Raw genomic sequence first — 22,718 nt, 5'->3', positions numbered from 1 at the left:
GGCGAGGTGGTGAAGTTGCGACGCACGCACATGAGCCCGCTGCCCACTTCCGCGTCCCCGGCGTGTCCGGATGAGAACGCGCTCGCCGGCTTCGCGAGTGGCGTGTTGCCTCCGGCGGATGTCCCGGGGATGGCCGCGCACCTGGACGTCTGCGAGGACTGTCGAGCCCTGGTCGCCGCGGTGGCGGCCGAAGCCTCCGCGCCGAATCCAGGTGGGCTGTCCCAGGGGCCCACGCGGCTGGACTCGAGGGTGCCATCCCCGGAAGGGGAGAAGCCGGGCATCGCGGGAGAACTCCTGCTCGAAGGGACGCGACTGGGGCCCTATGTCCTGCGCGAGCTGCTGGGCGTGGGAGGCATGGGCGTGGTGTACGCGGCGGAGGACCCGAGGCTGGAGCGAAGGGTCGCGGTGAAGCTGCTGCGTCCCCTCCGCGAGGGCATCGAGGGTCAGAATCGGGTGCGCCTGTCGCGAGAGGCGCAGGCGATGGCGCGCCTGTCCCATCCCAACGTGCTGCCTGTCTTCGAGCTGGGCTCGGTGGATGGACGGGACTACCTGGCGATGGAGTGGGTGGAGGGAACGACGCTCGCGGGCTGGCTGCGCGAGCGGGAACGTCCCTGGCGTGACGTGCTGGAGTTGTTCCTCGCGGCCGGAGCGGGGCTGGTTGCCGCGCATCAACAGGGACTGGTCCACCGCGACTTCAAGCCGGCCAACGTGCTGGTGGGCAGGGATGGACGTCCTCGTGTGACGGACTTCGGTCTCGCCCGTCGATGGCGGCGCGAAGACAGTGATGCACGCGCCGCCGCCGAGGTCTCCACGACGACGCTGCCGCTCGCGAAGGACCAGGAGGAGACCGCGCTCACGCGAGAGGGCACCACGCCGGGCACGCCCGCGTACATGTCACCCGAGCAGCGCCAGGGCAGGGCCGTGGACGCGCGAAGTGACCAGTACAGCTTCTGTGTCGCGCTCTACGAAGCCCTCCACGGCGAGCGTCCCGACAGGTCGTCGAAGCGGACTTCCGTCGAGGCTCGCGGCAAGAAGGGCCCCAGGTTGCCGGCGCACGTGCGGGCCGCGCTGGCGCGAGGGCTCGCGAGTGAACCGGAGGCACGCCACCCCTCGATGGAGGCCTTGCTCCAGGCGCTCTCCGGGCCCTCGTCCGTGAGCAAGAAGTGGCTGGGGGGCATGGCGCTCGTGCTGGTGGTGCTCCTCGGAGCGGGCACGTGGGCGCGGGCGTGGCTCCAGCCGGAGTTCGCTCCGAAAGAGAGCGAGGCCTTCCTGTCGGAGGTGGAGTCCGCGCGGAAGGCCAGCGGCAACGTCTTCTTCCCGATGCTGCTTGGGGAAGCGCGCAAGCTGGAGCTGCCCGGACTCAGTCGCGTCGCCATCGGGCGCTCGGACCTCGTCGAAATCCAGTCCGTGGAGAACGGGTTGTTGCTCGCGCCGCTCTCCACCGGCGCCACCCACCTGCTGGTCTGGACCCGCGATGGGAAGAGGGGGCTCTACACCGTGTCTGTCACGAGCCCCTGACCCACGCTTTCAAGGTCACGCGGTGACACGGGCCGACGGGAACACCGTCGGGCCGCATCGTCACAGCCTTCGCGGAAGCTACGCGGGCCACGGGGACAGCATCTGCGTCTCGTACTTCCCGAGCAGGGCGTGCGTCGCGCGCGCCGCGGCTTCGACCTCGGCGTGGCCGAGTCCCTTGGGCAGCGTCGAGATGACCGTGGGGAACGCCCCGTCGAACACGAGCAGGTTCTCCAGCTCCAGCGGGTCGCTCTGGAGGTCGTAGAGCTCCCACTGGTCGGCGTGCTCGCCCGACGGGTCCCACGTCCGCGCGAGCTTCCAGCGCGGCGTGCGCACGCACCGGACGTGGTTGGGCTGGCACACCGCGCCGGGCTTGAGGTCCGGCACCTTGCCCGCCTTCGTGGTGCCTTCGCGCAGGGCGTCGACGGAGCGTGTGAACACGGCGAACAGCGCATCGTCATGCGCCTGGTGCGGGTCGCCGGTGTGCGGCAGCGTCTCCGTAATCTCGTCGTCGGTGATGAAGAGCACTCCGGCGCGAGGCGTGCCGTCGGGCTCCGTCACGGTGTCGGTCTCTCCGCGCGCCAGCGGGCTCAGGTCCGCGCCGACGAAGGGAGGCACCGGGCGGTGGAGGCGCAGGTCGGTGCGAATCGCGTCGAGCGCGGCGCCTTCGATGCCCGCGAGCCCCAGGAGCGTGGGCAGCACGTCCACGTGGCTGCTGAGCGCTTCAATCTGCCGCGTCTCCGGAGCGACGTCCTTCTCCACGGGGAACTGGACGACGAGGGGCACGTGCAGCGCCTCCTGATAGGCGGTGTGCCACTTCTCCATCATGTAGCCGTGCGAGCCGGCGTACTCGCCATGGTCGGAGAGGAACATCACGAGGGTGTTCTCGCGCAGGCCGCTCTCGTCCAGCGTCCGCAGCACCTGGGCGATGTGCGCGTCCACCACGTGGATGAGCCACGTGTAGTACTGGTTGAAGCGCAGCGTGGACACGTCCGGGGCGGCCGTGAGCTGGAAGGGGATGCCCGAGTTGAGGGTGACGGCGACGGGGTCGATGTTCTCGTTCGCCTGATACAGGGTGAGCCCCGTCTTGGCCGCGAGCGCCAGGCCCATCTTGTACGAGTAGTCGCGCTGACAGCTCGGCTTGTTGACGAGCGAGTCGTGCACGTTGGGAGGCAGGTGCGCGTTCTCCTGCGGAAAGTCCTGGGGATTGAGGAAGAAGGAGAGGCTCCCCGAGACAGGAGTCACGGAGCGCGCCGTCTGTGTCGGCACGTGCAGCGGGCCCAGCGGGCGCGATTCGGAGTCCAACTGCCGGGGCAGGATGGGATACGTCGCGATGTCGTGGGGGTTGGTGAAGGACGCGACGGCGAGCCACGGCTGCGGCTCGGTGGAGGGTGCTTCGCCGAGCGGGGCCGTATAGGACTGCTGGGCGAGCGCGCGGTTGTAGGGCTGACCCAGTGCCATCCTGCGCAGGAAGGTGCAGGCCAGGTCCGCGAAGCCGATGTCGCGGAAGGTGCCCAGGTTGTTGACGGAGGAGCCGTGCGGCTCCGGATACGACAGCTCCCAGTCATCGAAGCCGTACTGCTTCAGCGAGTGGTCCGGTGGATTGCTGACGTGCCACTTGCCGAAGTAGTGCGTGTGGTAGCCGGCCTTCTGGAACCAGTGGCCGATGGTGGGAATCCCATCGGGCTCCAGCCAGGGGAACGCCGAGGCGTCGCCGCTCTTGAACAGGCCGTCCGTCTGCGTGACGCCGGTGCGCGTGCCGTACTGGCCCGTGTAGATGGCGGCGCGGCTGGGGATGCAGGCCGAGGTCGCGATGGTGTGGTTGCGGAAGACGGCGGCGTTCTTCCGCAGCGCGGTGAAGCCGGGGAAGTACTTCCGGTAGGGATTGTCCTCACCGCCCTCGTCGATGAAGCCGAGGATGTCCTTGATGCCGGGAAGGAAGCCCCCCTCCGGGCCATAGGCGAACCGGGGGAACATCAGCTGGTCCACCGTCAGCAGGAGGATGTTGGGGCGCGAGGCTTGGGTCATGGGTTCTCCGGGACGCCAGGAGGGAGCAAGGCTGGCGCCCGGAGTTGCACCCACCGTGCCCGTGCGCGCGGAAGAGGCTTGCTGTCCAAGGTCCGGGGGCCTCACCCGACGCGCGGCGTAGCGATGGAACGCGGCTGCGTTCGCCTCGGACGCGGCGCGCGGGAGAGGAGGGGACTCACGCCGTCGAAGCCTCGGTGCGGCGGTGGCCCGCGAACGGAAGCTCGGCCCGGTGACACGTCGTCCGTTCGCGGTCTTCGAGCCCGTGGTGCGGTCAGCGTCCGCCGCGCGGAGCCTGTCGCGCCTGACGCGGCGTCTCCTGGCCCAGCAGGCGGTATGCGCTCTGGCGGTGTTGCTGGAGCTGGGGCAGCAGGTTGTCGAGCATCGTCTTCAGCGCGGTGTTGTCGACGAACTGCTGCTGTCCGGCCATCACCTTGGCGATGACCACGTCATGGTCGCCCACCATGGCCGCCAGGAACGCGCGGTCGAACGCGGGGCCCTGGAGCGCCTGGAGCTTCTCCATCGTCGCGTGCTCCGCGCCCTGCATCGCCTTGGCGAGCGACGAGTCCGCCTTCGGCTCTCCCAACTGGAGCTTCTTCGTCTTCGCGAACGCGAGCAGGTTCTCATCGGCCTGTCCGTGCTCGCGCTCCATGCGGGCGCCAAAGTCCTTCACTCCCTGGGAGCTGCCGTTCTTCTGCGCGAGCTTCCCCATCTGGACTTCCATCTGGTTCGCGTGGTGCAGCTCCTCCAGGAAGGCCTTCTCCTCGGTGGGGATGGGCAGCAGGCCCTCGCGCATCCACTTCGCGGCCTGCGCGTCGGGCTGCCCGGAGCCGCCCGTGCCGGGCCAGGCGCTCGGGTCCTTCTGGATGTCTTCTCCATGGTCGATGGCGTCCGCCTCGCCCATGCGAATCATGCCCTGGCTGTCACCGGTGCCATTGTTCTGCGTCGTCGGTGTGTCCGACGCCTTCGCGTCCTGGTTGTCCTGCGCCCCCGCGGTGCCACCCAGCACCAGCGAACCCACGAGCATCCAACCGTGCCATCGCATCATCGCCAGCCTCCCGAGAGTGGAACTCCAGGAGGCAAGGTGGCGATGGGGAAGCGCCGGTGGCCAGGGAACACCAGGGGAGCGGACAGGGGCTCCGTCCCCGGGAGGGCCCCGAGCCTCAGGGCTCCGCGAGCAGGAACAGGGCGTGCGCGCTGGCGATGGGACGGGTGCGGTCGTCCTGCCAGGCCTCGACGCGGACGTTGGCCACGCGGCGGCCCTGGCGGGTGATGAAGGCGCGCGCGAAGGTGTCCTGCGCCTTGCCCGAGCGCAGGAAGTCCACGGTGATGGAGATGACCTTGGGCACGCGCGGCGTCTCCGTCTGGAGCAGCAGCTCGAAGATGGCGGACGACTCCAGGAGCGCGCCCAGCGTGCCGCCGTGCAGCGCGGGGATGAAGCTGTTGCCGATGAGCTTGGGCGTGTAGCGCATCCGGCAGAGCATCTCCCCGGCCAGGTTCTCCACGCCGATGCCCATGAAGCGCGTGTAGGGGATGGCGTCGGTGAGCTGGCCGTACTCGCGCGTCTTGCGCACGTGGTGCACCAGCTCGGCGAGGGCGGAGGGGGACTTGGCGTCACTCACGTCATTCCTCCAGCCGCATGAAGGTGCCCTGCGCGGAGGCCACCGGATTGCTCTTGTCACCCTGGTGTACGAGCGCGCGGACGAAGGCAATCTGTCGCGTGCTGCGATAGCACTCGGCCACGGCGATGAGGGAGACGTGGGGGCGGGCGGGGCGCAGGTAGTCGATGCGCAAATCCAACGTGACGAGCGGCTGGATGCGACCCAGCTTGAGGATGACGGCGGAGCCGCAGGCCGCGTCGATGAGCGTCGTGACGGCGCCGCCGGCGATGACGCCCGTCTCCGGGTTGCCGACGAGGAAGTCCGCGTAGGGCAGCTCGACGGTGGCCTCGGCGGGGCCGATGTCCAGGAGCTTCAGGCCCAGCGCGTGGTTGTGGGGGACGATGTCCGAGTAGAACAGGGCGGCGCGTTCCATCCGCTCGGCCTTGTCTTCGGGAAGGGTGAAGTCCGACATGGGGAGCGGATAACAGAATCAGGTCCGGATGGCGCGTGACGTTTCGCGTCGAGCCTTTGTCGGCCGCTCAGGAAGAGGGCTGCCCGGTCCCCTGTTCACGCTCGTCGAGCCTGTCTGCCCTGGGCCGGGTAGTCTCCCCGCCCCGCACGGCCGTGTCTCGCGCAGTCCCCCATCACGAGGACCTCCGGTGAAACGACTGACCTCCGCCCTCTGCGTCGCCCTGCTGGTACCGGGCACGCTCTTCGCCGCGCAGCCCGTGGCGACCCCTCCCTCCGCTCGGCAGGATCCGCTGCCTGCTCCCCAGAAGAAGGACGAGGCCGCGCGCGAAGCCGGCCGCGCCGTGGAGGTGGACCCCAACGCGCCGTCCGCCGAGGCAGGCCCGAAGGAGGACAAGGAGAAGGACGCCTGGAAGGTGGACGCCCCGGGCTTCCCCGCGAGGCAGGTGGACATCGACGTCACCGAGGGGACGTGGATGAACGTGGATGTGAGCCCGAGCGGAGACGAACTTGTCTTCGACCTCCTGGGCGACATCTACGTGTTGCCGCTGGCGGGCGGCGAGGCGCGCGCGCTCACCTCCGGCGTCGCGTGGGACATGCAGCCGCGCTTCAGCCCGGACGGCAAGTCCATCGCCTTCACCAGCGACAGGGGTGGCGGCGACAACATCTGGGTGATGAAGCGGGATGGCTCGGACGCGAAGCCGGTGACGCAGGAGAAGTTCCGCCTGCTCAACAGCCCCGCGTGGAGCCCGGACGGACAGTTCCTCATCGCGCGCAAGCACTTCACCTCGCGGCGCTCGCTGGGCGCGGGTGAGGTGTGGATGTATCACCGCTCCGGCGGCGAGGGCGTGCAGCTCACCGAGCGCGCCAACGAGCAGAAGGACCTGGGCGAGCCGGTGTTCTCTCCCGACGGCCGCTACGTCTACTTCAGCCAGGACGTCACGCCGGGCAAGACGTTCGAATACAACAAGGACCCCAACGGCGAGATTTACGCCATCCAGCGGTTGGATGTGGAGACGAAGGAGATTGACCCGTTCGTCTCCGGGCCGGGTGGCTCCATCCGTCCGACGCCGTCGCGGGATGGCAAGCAGCTGGCGTTCATCCGCCGCGTGCGCACGAAGTCGGTGCTCTACGTCACGGACGTGGCCTCCGGCGCGGAGCGCCCGCTGTACGACGGGCTGGACAGGGACATGCAGGAGACGTGGGCCATCCACGGCGTGTACCCGACGCTGGCGTGGACGCGGGACGACAAGGCGATTGTCTTCTGGGCGGGCGGCAAGCTGCAGCGCCTGGATGTGGCGACGAAGAAGCTGACGCCCATTCCCTTCCACGTGAAGGGGACGCGGACGATTTTCGAGGCGGTGCGCTCGCCGCAGGCCGTCGCGCCGGAGCGCTTCGCCACGAAGATGCTGCGCTGGGTGCAGGTGTCTCCGAAGGGAGACCGCGTGGTGTACCAGACGCTGGGCAAGCTCTACGTGAAGGAGCTGCCGGGCGGCGCGCCGAAGCGGCTGACGAAGCAGGAGGACCACCTGGAGTTCTATCCGTCGTTCTCTCGCGACGGGCGCTCCATCGTCTACACGACGTGGGATGACGAGAAGCTGGGCGCCATCCGCGTGGTGTCCGCGACGGGCGGCGAGGGCAAGGTGGTGACGTCGAAGCCGGGCTACTACGTGGAGCCGTCACTGAGCCCGGATGGCAAGTCCCTGGTGTACCGCGCCACGGGAGATGGCTACCTGATGCCGGGGCAGTGGAGCCGGGAGACGGGCCTCTTCGTGCAGCCCGCGTCGGGTGGCACGCCGCGCAGGCTGGCGCGGGATGGCGAGCAGCCGCACTTCGGGGCGCGCTCGGACCGCGTGTACTTCCTGCATGTGGAGCACAAGGAGAAGGAGGACGTCCGCTCGCTGAAGAGCGTGGGCCTGGATGGCGGCGAGGAGCGCACGCACGTGACGAGCGCGGAGGCGACGGAGCTGCGCGTGTCGCCGGACGAGCGGTGGGTGGCGTTCCGCGAGAACTTCAACGCCTTCATCACGCCCTTCCCGAAGGGCGCCAAGGCGGCGACGGTGGGGCCCGAGGCGAAGGCGTTGCCGGTGGCGAAGGTGAGCCGCGACGCGGGTGAGTACCTGCACTGGTCCGGTGACAGCGCGAGCCTGCACTGGGCGCTGGGGCCTGAGCTGTTCACCCGGGCGCTGAAGCAGTCCTTCTCCTTCGTGGACGGCGCGCCGGAGAATCTGCCCGCGGTGCCGGAGAGGGGCGTGGACCTGTCCTTCCAGGTGAAGGCGGACGCGCCGGAGGGCACGCTGGCGCTGGTGGGCGGCCGGGTCATCACCATGAAGGGTGACGAGGTCATCGAGCAGGGCGTGGTGGTGGTGCGCGGCAACCGCATCATCGCGGTGGGGCCGGTGGGCAAGGTGCAGGTGCCCTCGGGCGCGAAGGTCGTGGACGTGAAGGGCAAGACGCTGATGCCGGGGCTGGTGGATGTGCACTGGCACGGGGCCATGGGCGTGGAAGGCCTGATGCCCGAGCAGAGCTGGGTGCAGGCGGCGTCGCTGGCCTTCGGGGTGACGACGCTGCATGACCCGTCGAACTCCTCGGAGGAGGTCTTCGCGGCCAGTGAGCTGGGCCGGGCCGGAGCGCTCATCTCTCCGCGCATCTTCTCCACGGGCACGATTCTGTATGGCGCGGCGGGGGTGGGGTACCGCACGCCGATTGAAACGCTGGACGACGCGCGCTCGCACCTGCGGCGGATGAAGGCGATGGGGGCCTTCAGCGTGAAGAGCTACAACCAGCCTCGGAGAGACCAGCGGCAGAAGGTGCTCCAGGCGGCGCGGGAGCTGAACATGCTGGTGGTGCCGGAGGGCGGCTCGCTGCTCCAGCACAACCTGACGATGGTGGTGGATGGGCACACGGGCGTGGAGCACGCGATTCCGGTGGCGCGCATCTACGCGGACGTGAAGCAGCTCTGGGGCAAGAGCGGCACGGGCTACACGCCGACGCTCGGCGTGGCGTACGGCGGCAACTGGGGCGAGAACTACTGGTACCAGAAGACGAACGTCTGGCAGGACGAGCGACTGTTGTCCTTCGTGCCGCGCCGGGTGGTGGACTCGCGCAGCCGTCGGCGGACGATGGTGCCGGATGACGAGCTCAACCACGTGGACGCGGCGAGGACGGCGCGCGAGCTGAACGACGCGGGCGTCAACGTGCAGTTGGGCGCGCATGGTCAGCGCGAGGGCCTGGCGGCGCACTGGGAGCTGTCGATGTTCGGTCAGGGCGGGATGAAGCCCTTGCAGGCGCTGCGCGCGGGGAGCCTGGGCGGAGCGCGTTACCTGGGCATGGATGGGGAATTGGGCTCGCTGGAGGAGGGCAAGCTCGCGGACCTCATCGTGCTGGACAAGAACCCGCTGGAGGACCTGATGAACAGCCGCTCGGTGCGCTTCACCATGGTGAACGGCCGCCTGTTCGACGCGGCCACGCTCAACGAGGTGGGGACGCGGCAGCGGCAGCGCGCGAAGTTCTACTTCGAGAAGGACGGCAACGAGGGCTGGAGCCCCAAGGCCACCGCGCACACGCACACGCACGAGTGCGACTGAGCGTCGGGTGATGTGACTCGGGCTCCGGGGGCGAGGGTGTCCCTGGAGCCCGAGACCGCTCCGGCCGGAAAAGGCCACCCGCGAGCGCTCCCGTGCTTTCCGTCTATTCGAGGTTTGTCGGCTTTGTCTTGAAGACAGGTGTAGTCCTTCCTAGATTGCCCGAGCACCGTCGGTGGGCACCTGGGGAGGCCGTGGAAGATGTGGGTGAACGCGCAAGGGCCAGGGGTCGCGCTGGCCATCGCCGCCCTGGGGGTGTGCGGGTGCTCGTCGCCGCAAGTGGCTGACCCCGACATCGTGCGTCCCGCGCCGGGAGCGCCGTTCCTGGACAAGCTCCCGGGGCCAATGCTGGGGCCGTTCAGCTCGCCCTCCAGCGCCCTGCTCGCGGCCTGCCGGAAGATTCTCACGAAGCCCCACTCGAGCGCGGGTGCTCGGGACCACCAGGACTTCGATATCCGGTGGCGTGTCTCCAGTGAGTACTGCGCCTGGATGTATTACACGCCGGACCAGCAATACGTCGTGAGCAAGCTGACGGACCAGTCGCGAGTCGACCCGTTGCAGCGGAGCAAGAGCTGTCTGCTCCCCTCCTGGGTGGATGACCCCCGCTATCCGCCCGACGCCATCCGATACATCTACGCCCTGCACAACCATCCCTATGGCAGCAGCCTGACGGAGAACGACATCCGGTTCATTGTCTCGGAGGGGCTCGCGCACGGCTTCGAGAGCGAGACGAAGGATGGGCGCTTGCGGCTCTCCGTCGTCGCCTTCTTCTCCCGGAACGCATCGGAGCCTTCGTGCGACGGCTTCCACCAGTACATCCCGCTGACCGGGCAGTTGTTGAAGTGGTCGCGCAGTGGGGCGAACTGGCAGTGCGAACAGACGGGCTCGGTGCGCTGGTCGGACGCTGATACACGAACGTTCTCGGTCCAGAAACGAAGCGCGCCGTGCGAAAGGAGCCATACACCATGAAACATCTGCTCCTTCCGCTGCTGGTGCTCCTGTCGAGCTGCGTCCGGCATGCGGGCGCGCGCACCGCGAATCCGCCGGAGGACCCGTCCATCCAGTTCCCGGAGGCGCTGGGACAGGACGCCATCTCCCTGGGCGCGGAGGGACAGGCCTATGTCCTGGATGGCGCGATGCTGGGCGCGCTCTCGATTGCCGCCGAGGACCTCCTGCCGTTGGAGTCGCGCGGGCGCTCGTGCTGGAACCGGCAGGAGTCGTACCTCTATCGCGTGCTCCGACAGGGGGACGTGTTCTTCGTGAGCATCTCCGCGAACCCCTCCGCGTGCGGAGCGGAGCCCCGGATGTTGGATGGTGGCGCCGCGTACGCCATTGGAATGGATGGGCGCATCCTCCGACGCCGCTTCGACGGAGCGCAGGAGCCGTTGTCGCCGGATGCGGGAACGGAGCCTGATTCGGGCGCGTCCCCGGACGCCGGTATCCCCGTGGGCGATACGACGTGGGGCAAGCCGCTCCAGCCTGTTCCCTCCTGGTGGACGGATGGCGGGACGGATGCGGGAGCGGTGCCCCGCTGAATCGGGCGTGACGGCCCCGGGGAGGCGTGTGGCCCCCGGAGCCGGTGTGCTGCCGCGAGTCAGGGGATGAGGGTCAGCGCCAGCGTCTGGAGGGCCGTGTACTGAGGAAGCCCTTCAGGGGAGGCGCAGGCATTCTCCAGGTCGGCGGTGACGAAGGTCAGGGTGCGCACGGCGGTGGCTCCCGCGTACTTGCCGGAGACGACCGTGCCAATCTGGGCTGTCTCCTTCACGGAGGAACCTCCGCTGATGACGACCTGGGTGAGCGAGAGCTGAGACGTCTCTCCGGTGTTCCAGACGATGTTCACCGTGCCGCCTCGGATGCCGAGCACGTCATCACAGGCGAGGCCCGGTCGGAGCGCTGCGGGGAAGTTCGTGGTGCCGGACGTCACGGGGCTGGTCAGCAGGGAGATGCAGTTGGTGAGGCTGCCGACGCCTGAGACAGTCGTGTCCTGCGGGGTGTTGGTGAGGGGCGGCGAGAAGGAGATGGTCGTCGTCCCGAGCAGACATGTCACGGTGCCAAGCAGCGGCGCCTCGCTGGACTCCAGCGTGGATTCAAGCGGAGGCGTCGGTGGGGCGTCGGTACCACATCCGGAGAGGGTGCCGGAGACCAGGAAGAACGTCGTGAGCCACAGCCAGGGTTGTCGTGTGCGCATGTCCGCCTCGGGGTTGGAGGTGGAGACACCGTAACGGTGCATCGCACGGCGGTCGCACGGGGCTTGGGGGCCCTATCGGTTGTGAGTCATCGCGCTTGTACATACGTCCAATGCGCCGGGCCCGCAGCGTACCCCGCAGGGTGTTTCACGCGGTGGCGCGAGCCGCGAGCTTTCGGGACAGCAGTGCATCGAGCGAGAAGCGCCCGGGCCCGGCGGTGAGCAGCAACACGGAGACGGCGATGTACAGCGTCGCCAGCTCCGAGGAGCCGGAGCCACCCGCGCTGCGTCCTCCCGCGCGGACGAGCCAGGTGGGCAGTCCACCGAACGGCTCACCGGGGCCCGTGGTGAGTCCCATCACGCTGAGCCGGATGAACGGGTCGCCAAAGGGAATGTGCGCGATGACGATGCCCACGAGCATCGTCACGGCGACGCCGAGCGTGGCCAGCGGTGTCGCGACTCCCACCATCCACGCCAGGCCTCCGAAGAACTCGGCGGCGGCGCCGAGGAACTGGAGCACGCCGGGCACGGGCGCGCCTTCGCCCATCCACGTGAAGGGCGTCACCATCTTCCCCGCGCCATGCAGGGCCATGAGTCCACCGGTGAGGACCCGCAGCACGAGCAGGCCGGTGGAGAGAGAGCGGTCCGCGGTGCGCGGGTCGACGAGGATGCGAGACAGGGTGTGGGTCATCTGGACTTCTCCGGGGAATCGTTTTCCAGCAGCGACAGGGCGAAGCGCAGGGAGGAGCGGACGAGCGCGGAGTCGGGCTCCGTCTTGCCCACCACGCTCATCCCCTGCACGAGCACGACGAGGTGCGCGGCCAGCTCCCGCGCGTCATGCCGTCGACTGAGGAGTCCCTGCTCCTGGGCTTCCAGGATGGCGGGCACCAGCGCGGCGGCGAGCTTGGCGAAGGATTGTCCGACCACGGCACGAACCTCGGGGTCATGCGGCGCGACCTCCGCCGCGGTGTTGGCGAGCAGGCATCCACGCGTCCTTCCCGGCCCCGTGCAGCCCTTGCCGCGCACGCGCAGGTAGTGTTCCAGGCCGGCGCGAGGGTCGGCACCATGGGAAAGCAGCTCCCGAATCTGCACGGCGCTCTGGTCCGCGTAGCGGCGCAGCGAGGCGAGGAACAGCGCGCGCTTGTCACCGAAGGCCGCGTAGAGGCTGCCCTTCAGGACACCTGTTCCCGTCTCGAGGTCTCGGACCGACACGGCGTGGTAGCCGGTCGTCCAGAATTGCTCGATGGCGCGGTCCAGCACCGCGTCCTCGTCGAAAGTCTTGGGTCGCCCCATGCCTGCTCCTCGCGAGACCCGAGGGGCCCGCGCGTTCTTGGACGCTCGTTCAAATAATGATTGTTGGACGAGTGGTCAAGTTCAAGTGACGTGAAGGGGAACAGTCTCACGGGGGCGAAGGAGCCCACACTGGATGTGGGCGAGCCCGATAGGAGTCGACACATGTGGGTGGGTGGACCCGGAGGGGCACGGCACGAGCTGCCTGCTGCCGTGGAGGCTGGATGACCCGCGCTATCCGCCAGGGTCCTCCAGGAGGACGACGGTCCTGTACAGCGGTGTCCATGGAAGTGAGTTGTCGGAGGACGAGCTCTCCTTCCTGGCGTCGGAAGGGGAGCGCCACGGCATCGAGACCGAGCCAGGTCGTGCGAGTGCGTGGCTCTCCATCACGCTCACCATCGCGAGGAATGCCAGGACGCTCTCGTGAAGTGGTGGAGTCAGCGCGGCTTCATTGCCTGACGGTCACGGAGCGCTAGTAACTCACGTGCAACCATGCGGTCCTTGTCGCGACCCACGTGCTGCTTGATGGCGATGAGATCATCCAGACCGATGATTCGGCACGGATGCCCGTACAGCTCCATGGACACGGCTTTGGATGCCACGTCGTCATACGTGCCAACAGGCTGCGCCGTGGAGAGGATGTCGAGCCTCCCCAGGTCCGTCAGCAGGTAGAGGTTCTGGTAGGTCGCAAGCTCCGTGGGTGGCTCCGTCACAGGGCGCTTGGGAACGGCCAGGGCATAGCGAGGATGGTACGGAGCCAACGCATCGAACAGCTTCGTGAAGTTGTGCTCGGTGAATGGCGCGACGATGTCGAGGTCCAGGGTAAAGGTGGCCGACCCGTGGGCAACCGCCGCGACGCCTCCGATGATGACGAACTGAACCTGTGCATCGAGCAACAGCGTCAGAATCTCAGGAGTCCGCTGCATCGCTGCTCGCATCCTTGGGGCGGAGTGCTTCGTACAGCTCCGTCATGCGCTGTAACTGCTCGATGCGCTCCGTCGGAGTGAGCTCGAGGTTCTGTAGCAGAAGGGACACGTCCACGCCCGCATCGATGGCGGCGTCCCAGTGAGGGCCATAGCTGGGAAAAGACTGCCGGAGCAGGTCCCGCATATCCATGGCCCTACTCTAGGTCGGGAGCGTTTTGTCTGCAGCACTCCTCGACTCTCTGCTGGCCACCTCACAGGAGGACCTGGCGGGCCATTGCTCAGAGGGCCCGCTTCTCTCCTCGCTGTCCGAGACGCTACTTCTTGGATGCGAGGCGCCGCCGCGCGGTGGAAGTGAAATACGAAGGACGGCCGCGCTTGTCGTGCTCAGGGCGCAGCGCCGCGGGTGTTGGTCCCGCACTTCGCTTCGAAGAGCTGGAGCCTGTCGCGCAGTTGCTTGCGGTAGGAGTCCGGGGTGGACTCGTGCAGCATGTCCAGCGCGCGACGCTGGAGTCCGAGCGCCTCTTTGCAGCGGTCCAACTGGAAGGACATCGCCGCCTGGAGCGTCAGCGCGTAGGGGTCTCCCGGTGCGAGCTCCACCGCGCGACGGGCCACGGGGAGGCCCTTCTCCGGCTGCTGGGTCTGCTGGTAGTGCGCCGCGAGGCTGGCGAGGATGCGTGAGTCGTTGGGCAGCAGCTCGGCGGCGCGCTGTCGGGCCTGCTCCAGCGCCTGGCGTTCGCTGTTCATGTCCAGGTGCTCCGCAAGCAGGTCCCAGGCGCGACCATCGTCGGGGTGTGCCTGCACCAGCGTGCGGGCGCGAGCCAGGTGCTCCTGGGGGTTCTGCTGGAGCTGCGCGGCGAGCACGGCGACGCTCACGCTGACAGGGTCCTCCTTCAGGCCCTGCTCCACCTCGGCGCGCGCCTTCTGGATTCGCTCTTCCTGGGGCCGCGCGCCAATGCCATGCAGGTGCAAGCGCCCGCGCAGAGCGTGGACGTCCGCGGAGTCCAGCTCGCGCACGGTGACGTCTCGGGGCACGGGGGGCAGGGGCAGGGTGAGGATGGCGGAGCGCCCGCTCCAGACAAACGTGCGCAGGTCCCCTCGCAGGTCCCCCGCGTCCTTGAAGGCGATGTCCCAGGCGGTGCGCGGGTCCTCGGCGCGGGCCAGCCGGGTTTGAAGCTCGTCGAAGCGCTCGGTGTGCATGTTGATGAGGTAGTGAACCCAGACCCAGGCAGAGGCGTAGTGCTGCTGCGTCTCCGCCGCGCTCATCGACTCCTTCTGGTCCCAGGCCCAGAGGTCGTCGACGTCGAGCCAGCCGTGCTGCCGCACATAGGCGAGGCTGTTCTTGTTCGCGCGGCCGAGCACGGCCTCCTGGGTGCTGACCTTGACGTGGGTGGTCTGCAGGTACTGGGCGAGCCCCTCCGCCAGCCACCGGGACTGGCGCAGCAGCACGTGCCGGCTCAGCTCATGCGCCAGCTCGTGCGTCTGCAGCTCCTGCTCGGGCCCGTCGTCCAGCACGTAGCCCTCGCCCGACATGACGAGCAGCGTGCCCTGCTGCGTCGGCGCCACGAAGCCCACGTAGTCGCCCTGGATGAACTCCTTCAGCTCGTTGGTGTTGCGCAGGAGGATGACGTCCACGGAGCCGGGGGGATTGAAGTCCGTTCCCCACGCCAGCAGCAGGGCGCGGCGGAGCTTCTCCAGCTCGAGCGCCGTCGTGGTGGCCGACTGGGGCGTCAGGTTCGTCTGGATGCGGAAGTGCTCGCTCTGGACTTCGGACCAGGTCCGCCCGCCTTCACGGGGACACAGCGCGCGGGAGCCCGCGCAGCCGGTGGAGAGCGCCAGGACCAGACTCATCAAGACAACGTGGAATTTCATGCGCGGGGTTCTGGCATGAACGCCAAGAGAAGGAGAAGAGACGCGCCGAGGGGGGACGCGTGAGTCCTCCCCGTGAAGTTCGGCATCCCCGCGGGAAGTCCCGAGGTCTCCGCCGCTACTTCTTCTCGTCGCCCGCCAGGATGCGAGGCGCCGCCGCGCGGTGGAAGCCCTCGTACGGCTTGGACGCGGAGGTCTCCTCCAGCGGGAAAATCTTGGTGTTGCACGACGCGCCACCGTCAATCTTGATGACCTCGCCGGTGATGAACGCCGCCACGTCCGTGAGCAGGAACACGATGGCGCCGCTCACCTCCGCCTCCGTGGCCAGTCGCTGCAACGGCACTTCCTTCTTCAACAGCGGGATGAGCGCCTTGACGCCCTCGTCCTGGTAGCTGTCCATGCCGCTGGACGCGACCCAGCCCGGCGCCACCGCGTTGACTCGCACGCCCGTCGCCGCCCACTCCACCGCCGCCGTCTGCGTCAGGTTGAGCATGCCCATGCGCGCCGCGCCCGAGTGCCCCATCCCCGGCATCCCGCCCCACGCGTCCGCGAGCATGTTGACGATGGACCCGCCGTGGTTGCTCATCGACTGGAGATACACCTCGCGCGCCATCAGGAAGCCGCCCGTGAGGTTGGTGGCCACCACCGCCTCGAAGCCCTTCTTGGAGATGGCCGCGAGCGGTGACGGGAACTGCCCGCCCGCGTTGTTCACCAGGCCGTGGATGCGCCCGCGCGCCGCGACGATGCGGCCGACGGTGGCCTTCACGCCCTCCTCGTCACGGATGTCCACCGTCTCCAGCGAGCACTCGCCGCCGTCCTCGCGCAGCTCCGCGGCGACCTTCTCCAGCTTGTCCAGCTTGCGGCCCACCAGGACGACGTGCGCGCCGAGCGCCGCCAGCTCGTGCGCGGTGCAGCGCCCGATTCCGCTGCCGCCTCCCGTCACGACGATGTTCTGTCCCTTGAAACAACCCGGTGCGAATACAGAGCGGTAACCCATGTCGTCTCCCGAAGTGGCCCCGTGCGTGGCGAGAGGGCCCGTGGTGTCCGTGGTCGCCTCGCGGCGTCAGTCTCCCGCTTTCCGCCCGCGCCGGGAACGCAGCGCGTCCTCCAGCGTGAGCGCCCAGCGGTGGAGAATCTTCTTCCTGCGCGCGCTGTCGTCCCGCAGCAGGTTGGCGAGCCCCAGGCCCCGGATGAGGTCCAGCGTCGCCTGCACCAGCTCGCGCGTCTCCGGCTCGCGGTCATCCACGCCGAGCAGCGCCACCGTGAGCCGGTGTACCTCCCGCCCCACCTTCGCCTCCACCGGCAACAACTGCGCGCGCAGCTCCGCGTCCGCGCTCGCCGCCACCCAGAGCTGCGCCGCCGCGGCGAAGAGTGGCTGCGTGTAGAAGCCCGCCAGCATGTGCAGGATGCTCTCGGTCCGCCGCACGTCCGCTGGCAGGCGGGCCGCTCTCCGGCTGAGCTCCTCCACCTGCTGGTGCCCGACGTACTCCACCGCCGCCGCGACCAGGTCGCCTCGCGTGGGGAAGTGGTGCTGGCACGCGCCGCGAGACACGCCCGCTCGCTCGGCGATGACCGTCATCGTGGAGCCCGCCCACCCCAGCTCCGACAGGGCGCCAATGGCGGCCTCCATCAAGCGCTGCCGTGTCACGCGGCTGCGCTCCTGTTCCTGTCTGCCCGGCGGCGGTGCGTCGCTCACGAAGTCAGCTTGAAAGGCACCCTCGAAAAAAGCAAGCGCGCTTGCTTTTTTAGGCATGGGCTCCCAGACTGCCCGCATTCAGGCTGGACGTGGAGAGCGCATGAGCGAGTCCCCCCTCCGTATCGGCAATGCCTCGGGCTTCTATGGAGACCGGTTCTCGGCCGTCCGGGAGATGCTCGAAGGCGGCCAGTTGGACGTCCTCACGGGCGACTACCTGGCGGAGCTGACGATGTTGATTCTTGGCCGGGACCGGATGAAGGACCCGTCCACCGGCTACGCCAAGACGTTCCTCCGGCAGATGGAGCAGTGCCTGGGGCTCGCGCTGGACAAGAAGGTGAAGGTCGTCGTGAACGCGGGCGGGTTGAACCCGTCCGGCCTCGCGACGGCGCTGCGCGAGCTGAACGACAAGCTGGGCCTCAAGGCGCGCATCGCGCACGTGGAGGGGGATGACCTCTCCGGCAGCGCGGACGAGCTGGGCCTCGGCTCTCCCATCACCGCGAACGCGTACCTGGGCGGCTGGGGCATCGCCGAGAGCCTGCGCGCGGGCGCGGACGTCGTCGTCACCGGTCGCGTGACGGATGCCTCGCTGGTGGTGGGCCCGGCCGCCGCGCACTTCGGCTGGAAGCGGGACGACTGGGACAAGCTCGCCGGGGCCATGGTGGCCGGCCACGTCCTGGAGTGCGGCACGCAGGCGACGGGCGGCAACTACTCCTTCTTCAAGGAGCTGGATGTCCGCCGGCCCGGCTTCCCCCTGGCGGAGCTGTTCGCGGATGGCTCGTCCGTCATCTCCAAGCACGCGGGCACGGGCGGCGCGGTGACGGTGGACACGGTGCTCGCGCAGCTCCTCTATGAAATCACCGGGGCCCGGTACGCGGGGCCTGACGCGACGGCGAGGTTCGACTCCATCACCCTGGCGGCGGAGGGGAAGGACCGCGTGCGCATCTCGGGCGTGAAGGGTGAGCCGCCTCCGCCCACCGTGAAGGTCTGTCTCAACCACCTGGGTGGCTACAAGAACGAGGCGACGTTCATCCTGGTGGGGCTCGACATCGAGGAGAAGGCGGCGCTCATCCGAGGACAGATGGAAGCGGCGCTCACGCGCAAGCCGAAGGAGACGCACTGGACGTTGGTGCGCACGGACCGCGAGGACGCCGCCACGGAGGAGCAGGCCGCGGCCTTCCTGCGCGTCGTGGTGAAGGACGCGGACCAGAAGCTCGTGGGTCGCTCCTTCAGTGGCGCCGCCGTGGAGCTGGCGCTGGGCACCTATCCTGGCTTCACCATGACGGCGCCGCCGTCGGATGGCGCGCCTTACGGTGTCTACACGCCGGCCTATGTCGATGCGACGCGCGTGGAGCACGTCGCCGTCCTGCCGGATGGCGCGCGCACGGTCATCGCGCCCACGGAGCAGTCGCTGAAGCTGGCTCCTGTCGAGAAGCCCGCGTTGCCGGAGGCGCTGCCTTCGGGTCCCACGCGGCGGGCACCGCTGGGGCGCATCGTCGCGGCGCGCAGTGGGGACAAGGGCGGCACGGCGAACATTGGCGTGTGGGCGCGGACGGACGCGGCCTGGCGGTGGCTTGCGCACTTCCTCACGGCGGAGACGCTGCGCGAGCTGCTACCGGAGACAGCGGCCTTCGCGATTGAGCGGCACGACTTCCCCCAGCTCCGAGGGGTGAACTTCGTGGTCGACGGGATTCTGGGCGAAGGCGTGTCGTCGTCGACGCGCTTCGACCCGCAGGGCAAGGCGCTGGGGGAGTGGCTTCGCTCGCGCCATGTGGACATCCCCGAGTCGCTGCTTCGTGAAGGAGAGGGTTGAGGCCGATGCCAAGAATCACATCGCGGGTGAACACGGGCTCGGAGTCGTTCCAGGCACAGCGCGCGGACATGCTCGGGCGACTCGCGGAGCTGCGGGGCGTGGAGGCGAAGGTCCGCGCCACCGAGAACAAGGCGACCGAGAAGTTCCACAAGCGCGGCCAACTGCTGCCTCGCGAGCGGCTGATGATGCTGTTGGACAGGGGCTCGCCGTTCCTGGAGCTGTCCACGCTGTGCGGGTACGGCTACCACGACGACAGTGACGGCTCGCTGGCGGGCGGCAACAGCATCGCGGGCATCGGCTACGTGTCTGGCGTGCGGTGCTTCGTCTTCGTCAACAACTCCGCCATCAAGGGTGGCACCGCGTCTCCCTGGGGTGTGCAGAAGGCGCTGCGCGGACAGGCCATCGCGCTGCAGAACAAGCTGCCCATGGTGTCGCTGGTGGAGAGCGGCGGCGCGAATCTCATGTACCAGCAGGAGATCTTCATCCCGGGCGGGGAGACCTTCTACAACCAGGCGCGGATGTCGGCGGCGGGCATCCCGCAAATCACCGTGGTCCACGGCTCCAGCACGGCGGGTGGCGCCTACCTGCCGGGCCTGTCCGATTACGTGGTGATGGTGAAGAAGAAGGCGAAGGTGTTCCTCGCGGGCCCGCCGCTGCTCAAGGCGGCGACGGGCGAGGTCGCCACCGACGAGGACCTGGGTGGCGCGGAGATGCACGCCACCGTCGCGGGCACCGCGGACTATCTGGCCGAGGACGACGCCGACGCCATTCGCATGGCGCGGGAAATCGTGTCCAAGCTCGGCTGGAACGAGCGACTGGCGGCGGCCGCGCCCACGCTCTACGAGGAGCCGCGCTACTCGCCGGACGAGCTGTGTGGCGCCATCCCGGCGGACTACCGCAAGCCCTACGACTGCCGCGAAATCATCGCGCGCTTCGTGGACGGCTCCGACTTCACGGGCTTCAAGGACGCCTATGACGCGCACACCGTCTGCGGGTGGGCGAACCTCTTCGGCGCGCCCATTGGCATCATCGGCAACAACGGCCCCATCAGCCCGAAGGGCGCGACGAAGGCGGCGCAGTTCATCCAGCTCTGCTGCCAGTCGGGCACGCCCATCGTCTACCTCCAGAACACCACGGGGTATCTGGTGGGGACGCAGCCGGAGCAGGGCGGCATCGTCAAGCACGGCTCGAAGATGATTCAGGCGGTGGCGAACGCCACGGTGCCGCAGGTGACGTTGCTGGTGGGTGGCTCGTTCGGCGCGGGCAACTATGGAATGTGCGGCCGTCCGTTCCATCCGCGCTTCATCTTCGCGTGGCCCAACGCGCGCACGGCCGTCATGGGCGGCGAGCAGGCGGCGAAGGTGATGTCGATTGTCTTCGGCGAGAAGCTCGCGCGCGGCGGTGAGGTGGTGGACGAGGAGGCCATCCGCGCCTTCACCCAGCCCATCGTCGACCAGTTCGACAAGGAGTCGCACCCCTTCAACGCCTCGGCGCGGTTGTTCGACGACGGCATCATCGACCCGCGCGATACGCGACGGGTGCTCGGGTTCGTCCTGTCCATCTGCCGCGAGGCGGGGCGACGCGAGGTCAATCCCAACAGCTTCGGAGTCGCACGCCTGTGAGAGGAGCGAACGGGATGGAGCGTTTCAGCAAGGTCCTCGTCGCGAACCGGGGCGAAATCGCCGTGCGGGTGATTCGCACGTGCAAGCGGCTGGGTTATCGGACGGTGGCGGTGTTCTCCGAGGCGGACCGGGGCGCGCCGCATGTGCTCGCGGCGGACGAGGCGATGCCGATTGGAGCGTCGCCCGCGAGGGAGTCCTACCTCGTCATCGACAAGCTCATCGGCGCGGCGAAGGCGTCGGGGGCCCAGGCGATTCATCCGGGCTACGGCTTCCTCTCCGAGAACGCGGCCTTCTCGCGCGCGTGCAAGGAGGCGGGGCTCGTCTTCATCGGCCCGGACGCCGAGGCCATCACCCTGATGGGCAACAAGCGTCAGGCGAAGCTGCGGATGATTGCCGCCGGCGTGCCGTGCATTCCCGGCTACGAGGCGTCGGACGCGGACGACGAGGCGCTGGCGGTGGAGGGCGAGCGCATCGGCTTCCCGCTGATGGTGAAGGCGGCGGCCGGTGGTGGTGGGCGCGGCATGCGACTGGTGCACGAGGCGTCGCAGCTCCGCGCCGCGCTGCGCGGGGCACGCTCGGAGTCCACCAACGCCTTTGGCAGTGGTGAGCTCATCCTGGAGCGGGCCGTCATCAACGCGCGGCACGTGGAGATTCAGGTCTTCGCGGACGAGCACGGCAACGTGGTGCACCTGGGTGAGCGCGACTGCTCGGTGCAGCGCCGTCACCAGAAGATTGTTGAGGAGAGCCCGTCCCCCGCCGTCAGCGCGGAGCTGCGAGAGCGGATGGGACAGGTGGCCGTCACCGCGGCCCAGGCGATTGCCTACAAGGGCGCGGGCACCATCGAGTTCCTCCTCGCGCCGAGCGGCGAGTTCTACTTCATGGAGATGAACACCCGTCTCCAGGTGGAGCACCCCGTCACCGAGGAGATTACCGGCCTGGACCTGGTGGAGTGGCAGCTCCGCGTGGCCTCGGGCGAGGTGCTGCCGCGCGAGCAGAAGGACATCACGTGGAAGGGGCACGCCATCGAGGTGCGCCTGTGCGCCGAGGACCCGGCGAAACAATACGCACCGCAGGCGGGGAGGCTGTTGACGTGGCGGCTGCCCTCGCGCGAGGGCGTGCGAATCGACCATGGCGTGCGCGAGGGGCAGGACATTCCGCCCTTCTACGACTCCATGCAGGCGAAGGTGATTGCGTACGGCTCGGACCGGGAGCAGGCGCGGCGGCGACTGGTGGAGGCGCTGCACGAGCTCACCGTATTCGGTGTCACCACGAACAAGGCCCTGCTGCTCCACGTGCTGCAGGACGGGACATTCCGCTCCGGCGTCTACGACACGGGCTTCATCGGGAAGCACGCGGACGGCGCGACGCTGGCGCGGCTGTACGAGACGACTCCCCGTGAGCGGGCGCTGGCGGCGACGGCCCTCTTCCACGATGAGGCGCAGGTCCTCGCGAAGAGGAGCGGGCTGGATGGCTCGCTGGTGAACTGGAACACGGCGTACACGCATCCGGTGGCGATGACGCTGGAGGACCGGAGCGGTGAGTCGAAGGTCTCCGTGCGGCCGGTGTCTCCATCGCAGTACGAGGTGAGCGCAGGCGGCGAGTCGCTCGAAGTCGGCGTGTTGGGGTTGGCGGACAGCGTGTTCGACTACTCCGTTGGCGGGGCGCGAGGCCGTGCGCGCTATCTCCGGAGCGGGGACTCGCTCTGGTTGGATTTGGGCGTCGGGGCACGCCGCCTCACGGACGTGACGTTTCGTCCGGCGAAGTCGTCGGAGGGGGCGGGCACAGGCCGACTGCTCGCGCCGATGGACGGACGCATCCTGCGCGTGGATGCGAAGCCGGGCGACGTGGTGAAGCCGGGTGACGTCCTCCTCGTGCTGGAGGCGATGAAGATGGAGTTCCAGCTCGCGGCGGACATTCCCGGTGTCGTCGAGGCGGTGAATGCCTCGGCGGGTGGACAGGTGTCCGCGAAGCAGTTGCTCGTGGTGCTCACGCCGGAGGCGAAGCCGAAGGAGCCGCCGGCCTGAGTCGAGCGACGGTGCGGGCAAATCAGGCCACGGACGTCCCTTGTCCGGGAGTGGAATGACAGTGGCGGGACTCCCACCTGTACCTGAAGGGGCTGGGGCACTTCGT

General features: G+C 68.6%; 20 protein-coding genes. 8 read left to right on the top strand and 12 right to left on the bottom strand.

The features are described 5' to 3' along the window. Positions 1-9: 9 nt before the first annotated feature. The gene (locus HUA78_RS26965; protein ID WP_371745669.1) at positions 10-1,518 is read left to right on the top strand and encodes a protein kinase; all 1,509 of its coding nucleotides are present in this window, start codon (positions 10-12) and stop codon (positions 1,516-1,518) included. Between the two features lie 78 nt (positions 1,519-1,596). Here HUA78_RS26965 and HUA78_RS26960 read toward each other — a convergent pair whose 3' ends face one another. The 4 genes from HUA78_RS26960 to HUA78_RS26945 form a co-directional block, all read right to left on the bottom strand. After that, positions 1,597-3,543, bottom strand: a complete 1,947-nt coding sequence (locus HUA78_RS26960) for a sulfatase-like hydrolase/transferase (protein ID WP_174477439.1) — start codon at positions 3,541-3,543, stop codon at positions 1,597-1,599. Between the two features lie 271 nt (positions 3,544-3,814). Beyond that, positions 3,815-4,588, bottom strand: a complete 774-nt coding sequence (locus tag HUA78_RS26955; RefSeq protein WP_174477438.1) for a DUF4142 domain-containing protein — start codon at positions 4,586-4,588, stop codon at positions 3,815-3,817. Positions 4,589-4,703: 115 nt separating this feature from the next. Then, complete coding sequence (locus HUA78_RS26950) at positions 4,704-5,162, bottom strand: PaaI family thioesterase (RefSeq protein WP_141641894.1); 459 nt, start codon at positions 5,160-5,162, stop codon at positions 4,704-4,706. Between the two features lies 1 nt (position 5,163). Next, positions 5,164-5,613, bottom strand: a complete 450-nt coding sequence (locus HUA78_RS26945) for a PaaI family thioesterase (protein WP_141641895.1) — start codon at positions 5,611-5,613, stop codon at positions 5,164-5,166. Positions 5,614-5,800: 187 nt separating this feature from the next. Between HUA78_RS26945 and HUA78_RS26940 the strand changes: the two genes are divergently transcribed. The 3 genes from HUA78_RS26940 (at position 5,801) to HUA78_RS26930 (ending at position 10,728) form a co-directional block, all read left to right on the top strand. Then, positions 5,801-9,196: an amidohydrolase family protein gene (locus HUA78_RS26940; protein ID WP_174477437.1), complete on the top strand. Its 3,396-nt coding sequence runs from the start codon at positions 5,801-5,803 to the stop codon at positions 9,194-9,196. A 198-nt stretch (positions 9,197-9,394) separates the two neighbouring features. Further along, positions 9,395-10,162: a hypothetical protein gene (locus HUA78_RS26935; RefSeq protein ID WP_174477436.1), complete on the top strand. Its 768-nt coding sequence runs from the start codon at positions 9,395-9,397 to the stop codon at positions 10,160-10,162. Continuing rightward, a complete protein-coding gene (locus tag HUA78_RS26930) occupies positions 10,159-10,728 on the top strand; it encodes a hypothetical protein (RefSeq protein ID WP_174477435.1) in 570 nt (189 codons plus the stop codon). The genes HUA78_RS26935 and HUA78_RS26930 overlap by 4 nt, the downstream gene beginning before the upstream one ends. A gap of 59 nt (positions 10,729-10,787) precedes the next feature. Here HUA78_RS26930 and HUA78_RS26925 read toward each other — a convergent pair whose 3' ends face one another. From HUA78_RS26925 to HUA78_RS26915, 3 genes are all read right to left on the bottom strand, one after another. Next, entirely contained in the window at positions 10,788-11,381 is a 594-nt protein-coding gene (locus tag HUA78_RS26925) for a hypothetical protein (protein ID WP_217442608.1), read from the bottom strand. A 145-nt stretch (positions 11,382-11,526) separates the two neighbouring features. Continuing rightward, a complete protein-coding gene (locus tag HUA78_RS26920; RefSeq protein WP_141641900.1) occupies positions 11,527-12,069 on the bottom strand; it encodes a DoxX family protein in 543 nt (180 codons plus the stop codon). After that, on the bottom strand, positions 12,066-12,671 hold the full coding sequence (locus tag HUA78_RS26915) for a TetR/AcrR family transcriptional regulator (RefSeq protein WP_174456026.1): 606 nt from the start codon (positions 12,669-12,671) through the stop codon (positions 12,066-12,068). Before HUA78_RS26915 ends, HUA78_RS26920 begins: the two co-directional genes overlap by 4 nt. A 133-nt stretch (positions 12,672-12,804) precedes the next feature. On the opposite strand from HUA78_RS26915, the gene HUA78_RS45970 reads away from it, so the two are divergent. After that, complete coding sequence (locus tag HUA78_RS45970; protein WP_217442607.1) at positions 12,805-13,095, top strand: hypothetical protein; 291 nt, start codon at positions 12,805-12,807, stop codon at positions 13,093-13,095. Between the two features lie 10 nt (positions 13,096-13,105). Here the strand turns inward: HUA78_RS45970 and HUA78_RS26910 are convergent, their stop codons facing one another. From HUA78_RS26910 to HUA78_RS26890, 5 genes are all read right to left on the bottom strand, one after another. Next, entirely contained in the window at positions 13,106-13,594 is a 489-nt protein-coding gene (locus tag HUA78_RS26910; protein WP_174477433.1) for a hypothetical protein, read from the bottom strand. After that, positions 13,578-13,784: a hypothetical protein gene (locus tag HUA78_RS26905; protein WP_141643946.1), complete on the bottom strand. Its 207-nt coding sequence runs from the start codon at positions 13,782-13,784 to the stop codon at positions 13,578-13,580. Before HUA78_RS26905 ends, HUA78_RS26910 begins: the two co-directional genes overlap by 17 nt. Positions 13,785-13,978: 194 nt before the next feature. Next, positions 13,979-15,463, bottom strand: a complete 1,485-nt coding sequence (locus HUA78_RS26900) for a DUF1570 domain-containing protein (protein WP_174456024.1) — start codon at positions 15,461-15,463, stop codon at positions 13,979-13,981. A 115-nt stretch (positions 15,464-15,578) separates the two neighbouring features. Next, entirely contained in the window at positions 15,579-16,457 is an 879-nt protein-coding gene (locus HUA78_RS26895; RefSeq protein ID WP_174477432.1) for an SDR family oxidoreductase, read from the bottom strand. Between the two features lie 66 nt (positions 16,458-16,523). After that, complete coding sequence (locus HUA78_RS26890) at positions 16,524-17,090, bottom strand: TetR/AcrR family transcriptional regulator (RefSeq protein ID WP_217439456.1); 567 nt, start codon at positions 17,088-17,090, stop codon at positions 16,524-16,526. Between the two features lie 166 nt (positions 17,091-17,256). On the opposite strand from HUA78_RS26890, the gene HUA78_RS26885 reads away from it, so the two are divergent. From HUA78_RS26885 to HUA78_RS26875, 3 genes are read left to right on the top strand one after another with little or no spacing between them, the layout of a single operon-like run. Continuing rightward, positions 17,257-18,966 carry an acyclic terpene utilization AtuA family protein gene (locus tag HUA78_RS26885; protein WP_174477431.1) on the top strand — a complete coding sequence of 570 codons (1,710 nt, stop codon included), beginning with the start codon at positions 17,257-17,259 and terminating at the stop codon, positions 18,964-18,966. 5 nt (positions 18,967-18,971) lie between these two features. Continuing rightward, complete coding sequence (locus HUA78_RS26880; RefSeq protein WP_141643951.1) at positions 18,972-20,588, top strand: acyl-CoA carboxylase subunit beta; 1,617 nt, start codon at positions 18,972-18,974, stop codon at positions 20,586-20,588. Between the two features lie 14 nt (positions 20,589-20,602). After that, the gene (locus tag HUA78_RS26875) at positions 20,603-22,612 is read left to right on the top strand and encodes an acetyl-CoA carboxylase biotin carboxylase subunit (protein ID WP_174477430.1); all 2,010 of its coding nucleotides are present in this window, start codon (positions 20,603-20,605) and stop codon (positions 22,610-22,612) included. Positions 22,613-22,718: the final 106 nt, after the last annotated feature.

The sequence above is a fragment of the Myxococcus sp. CA033 genome (genome assembly GCF_013336625.1).
GTDB classification, from domain to species: domain Bacteria; phylum Myxococcota; class Myxococcia; order Myxococcales; family Myxococcaceae; genus Myxococcus; species Myxococcus llanfairpwllgwyngyllgogerychwyrndrobwllllantysiliogogogochensis.
This window is presented reverse-complemented; position numbering and strand designations above follow the sequence as displayed.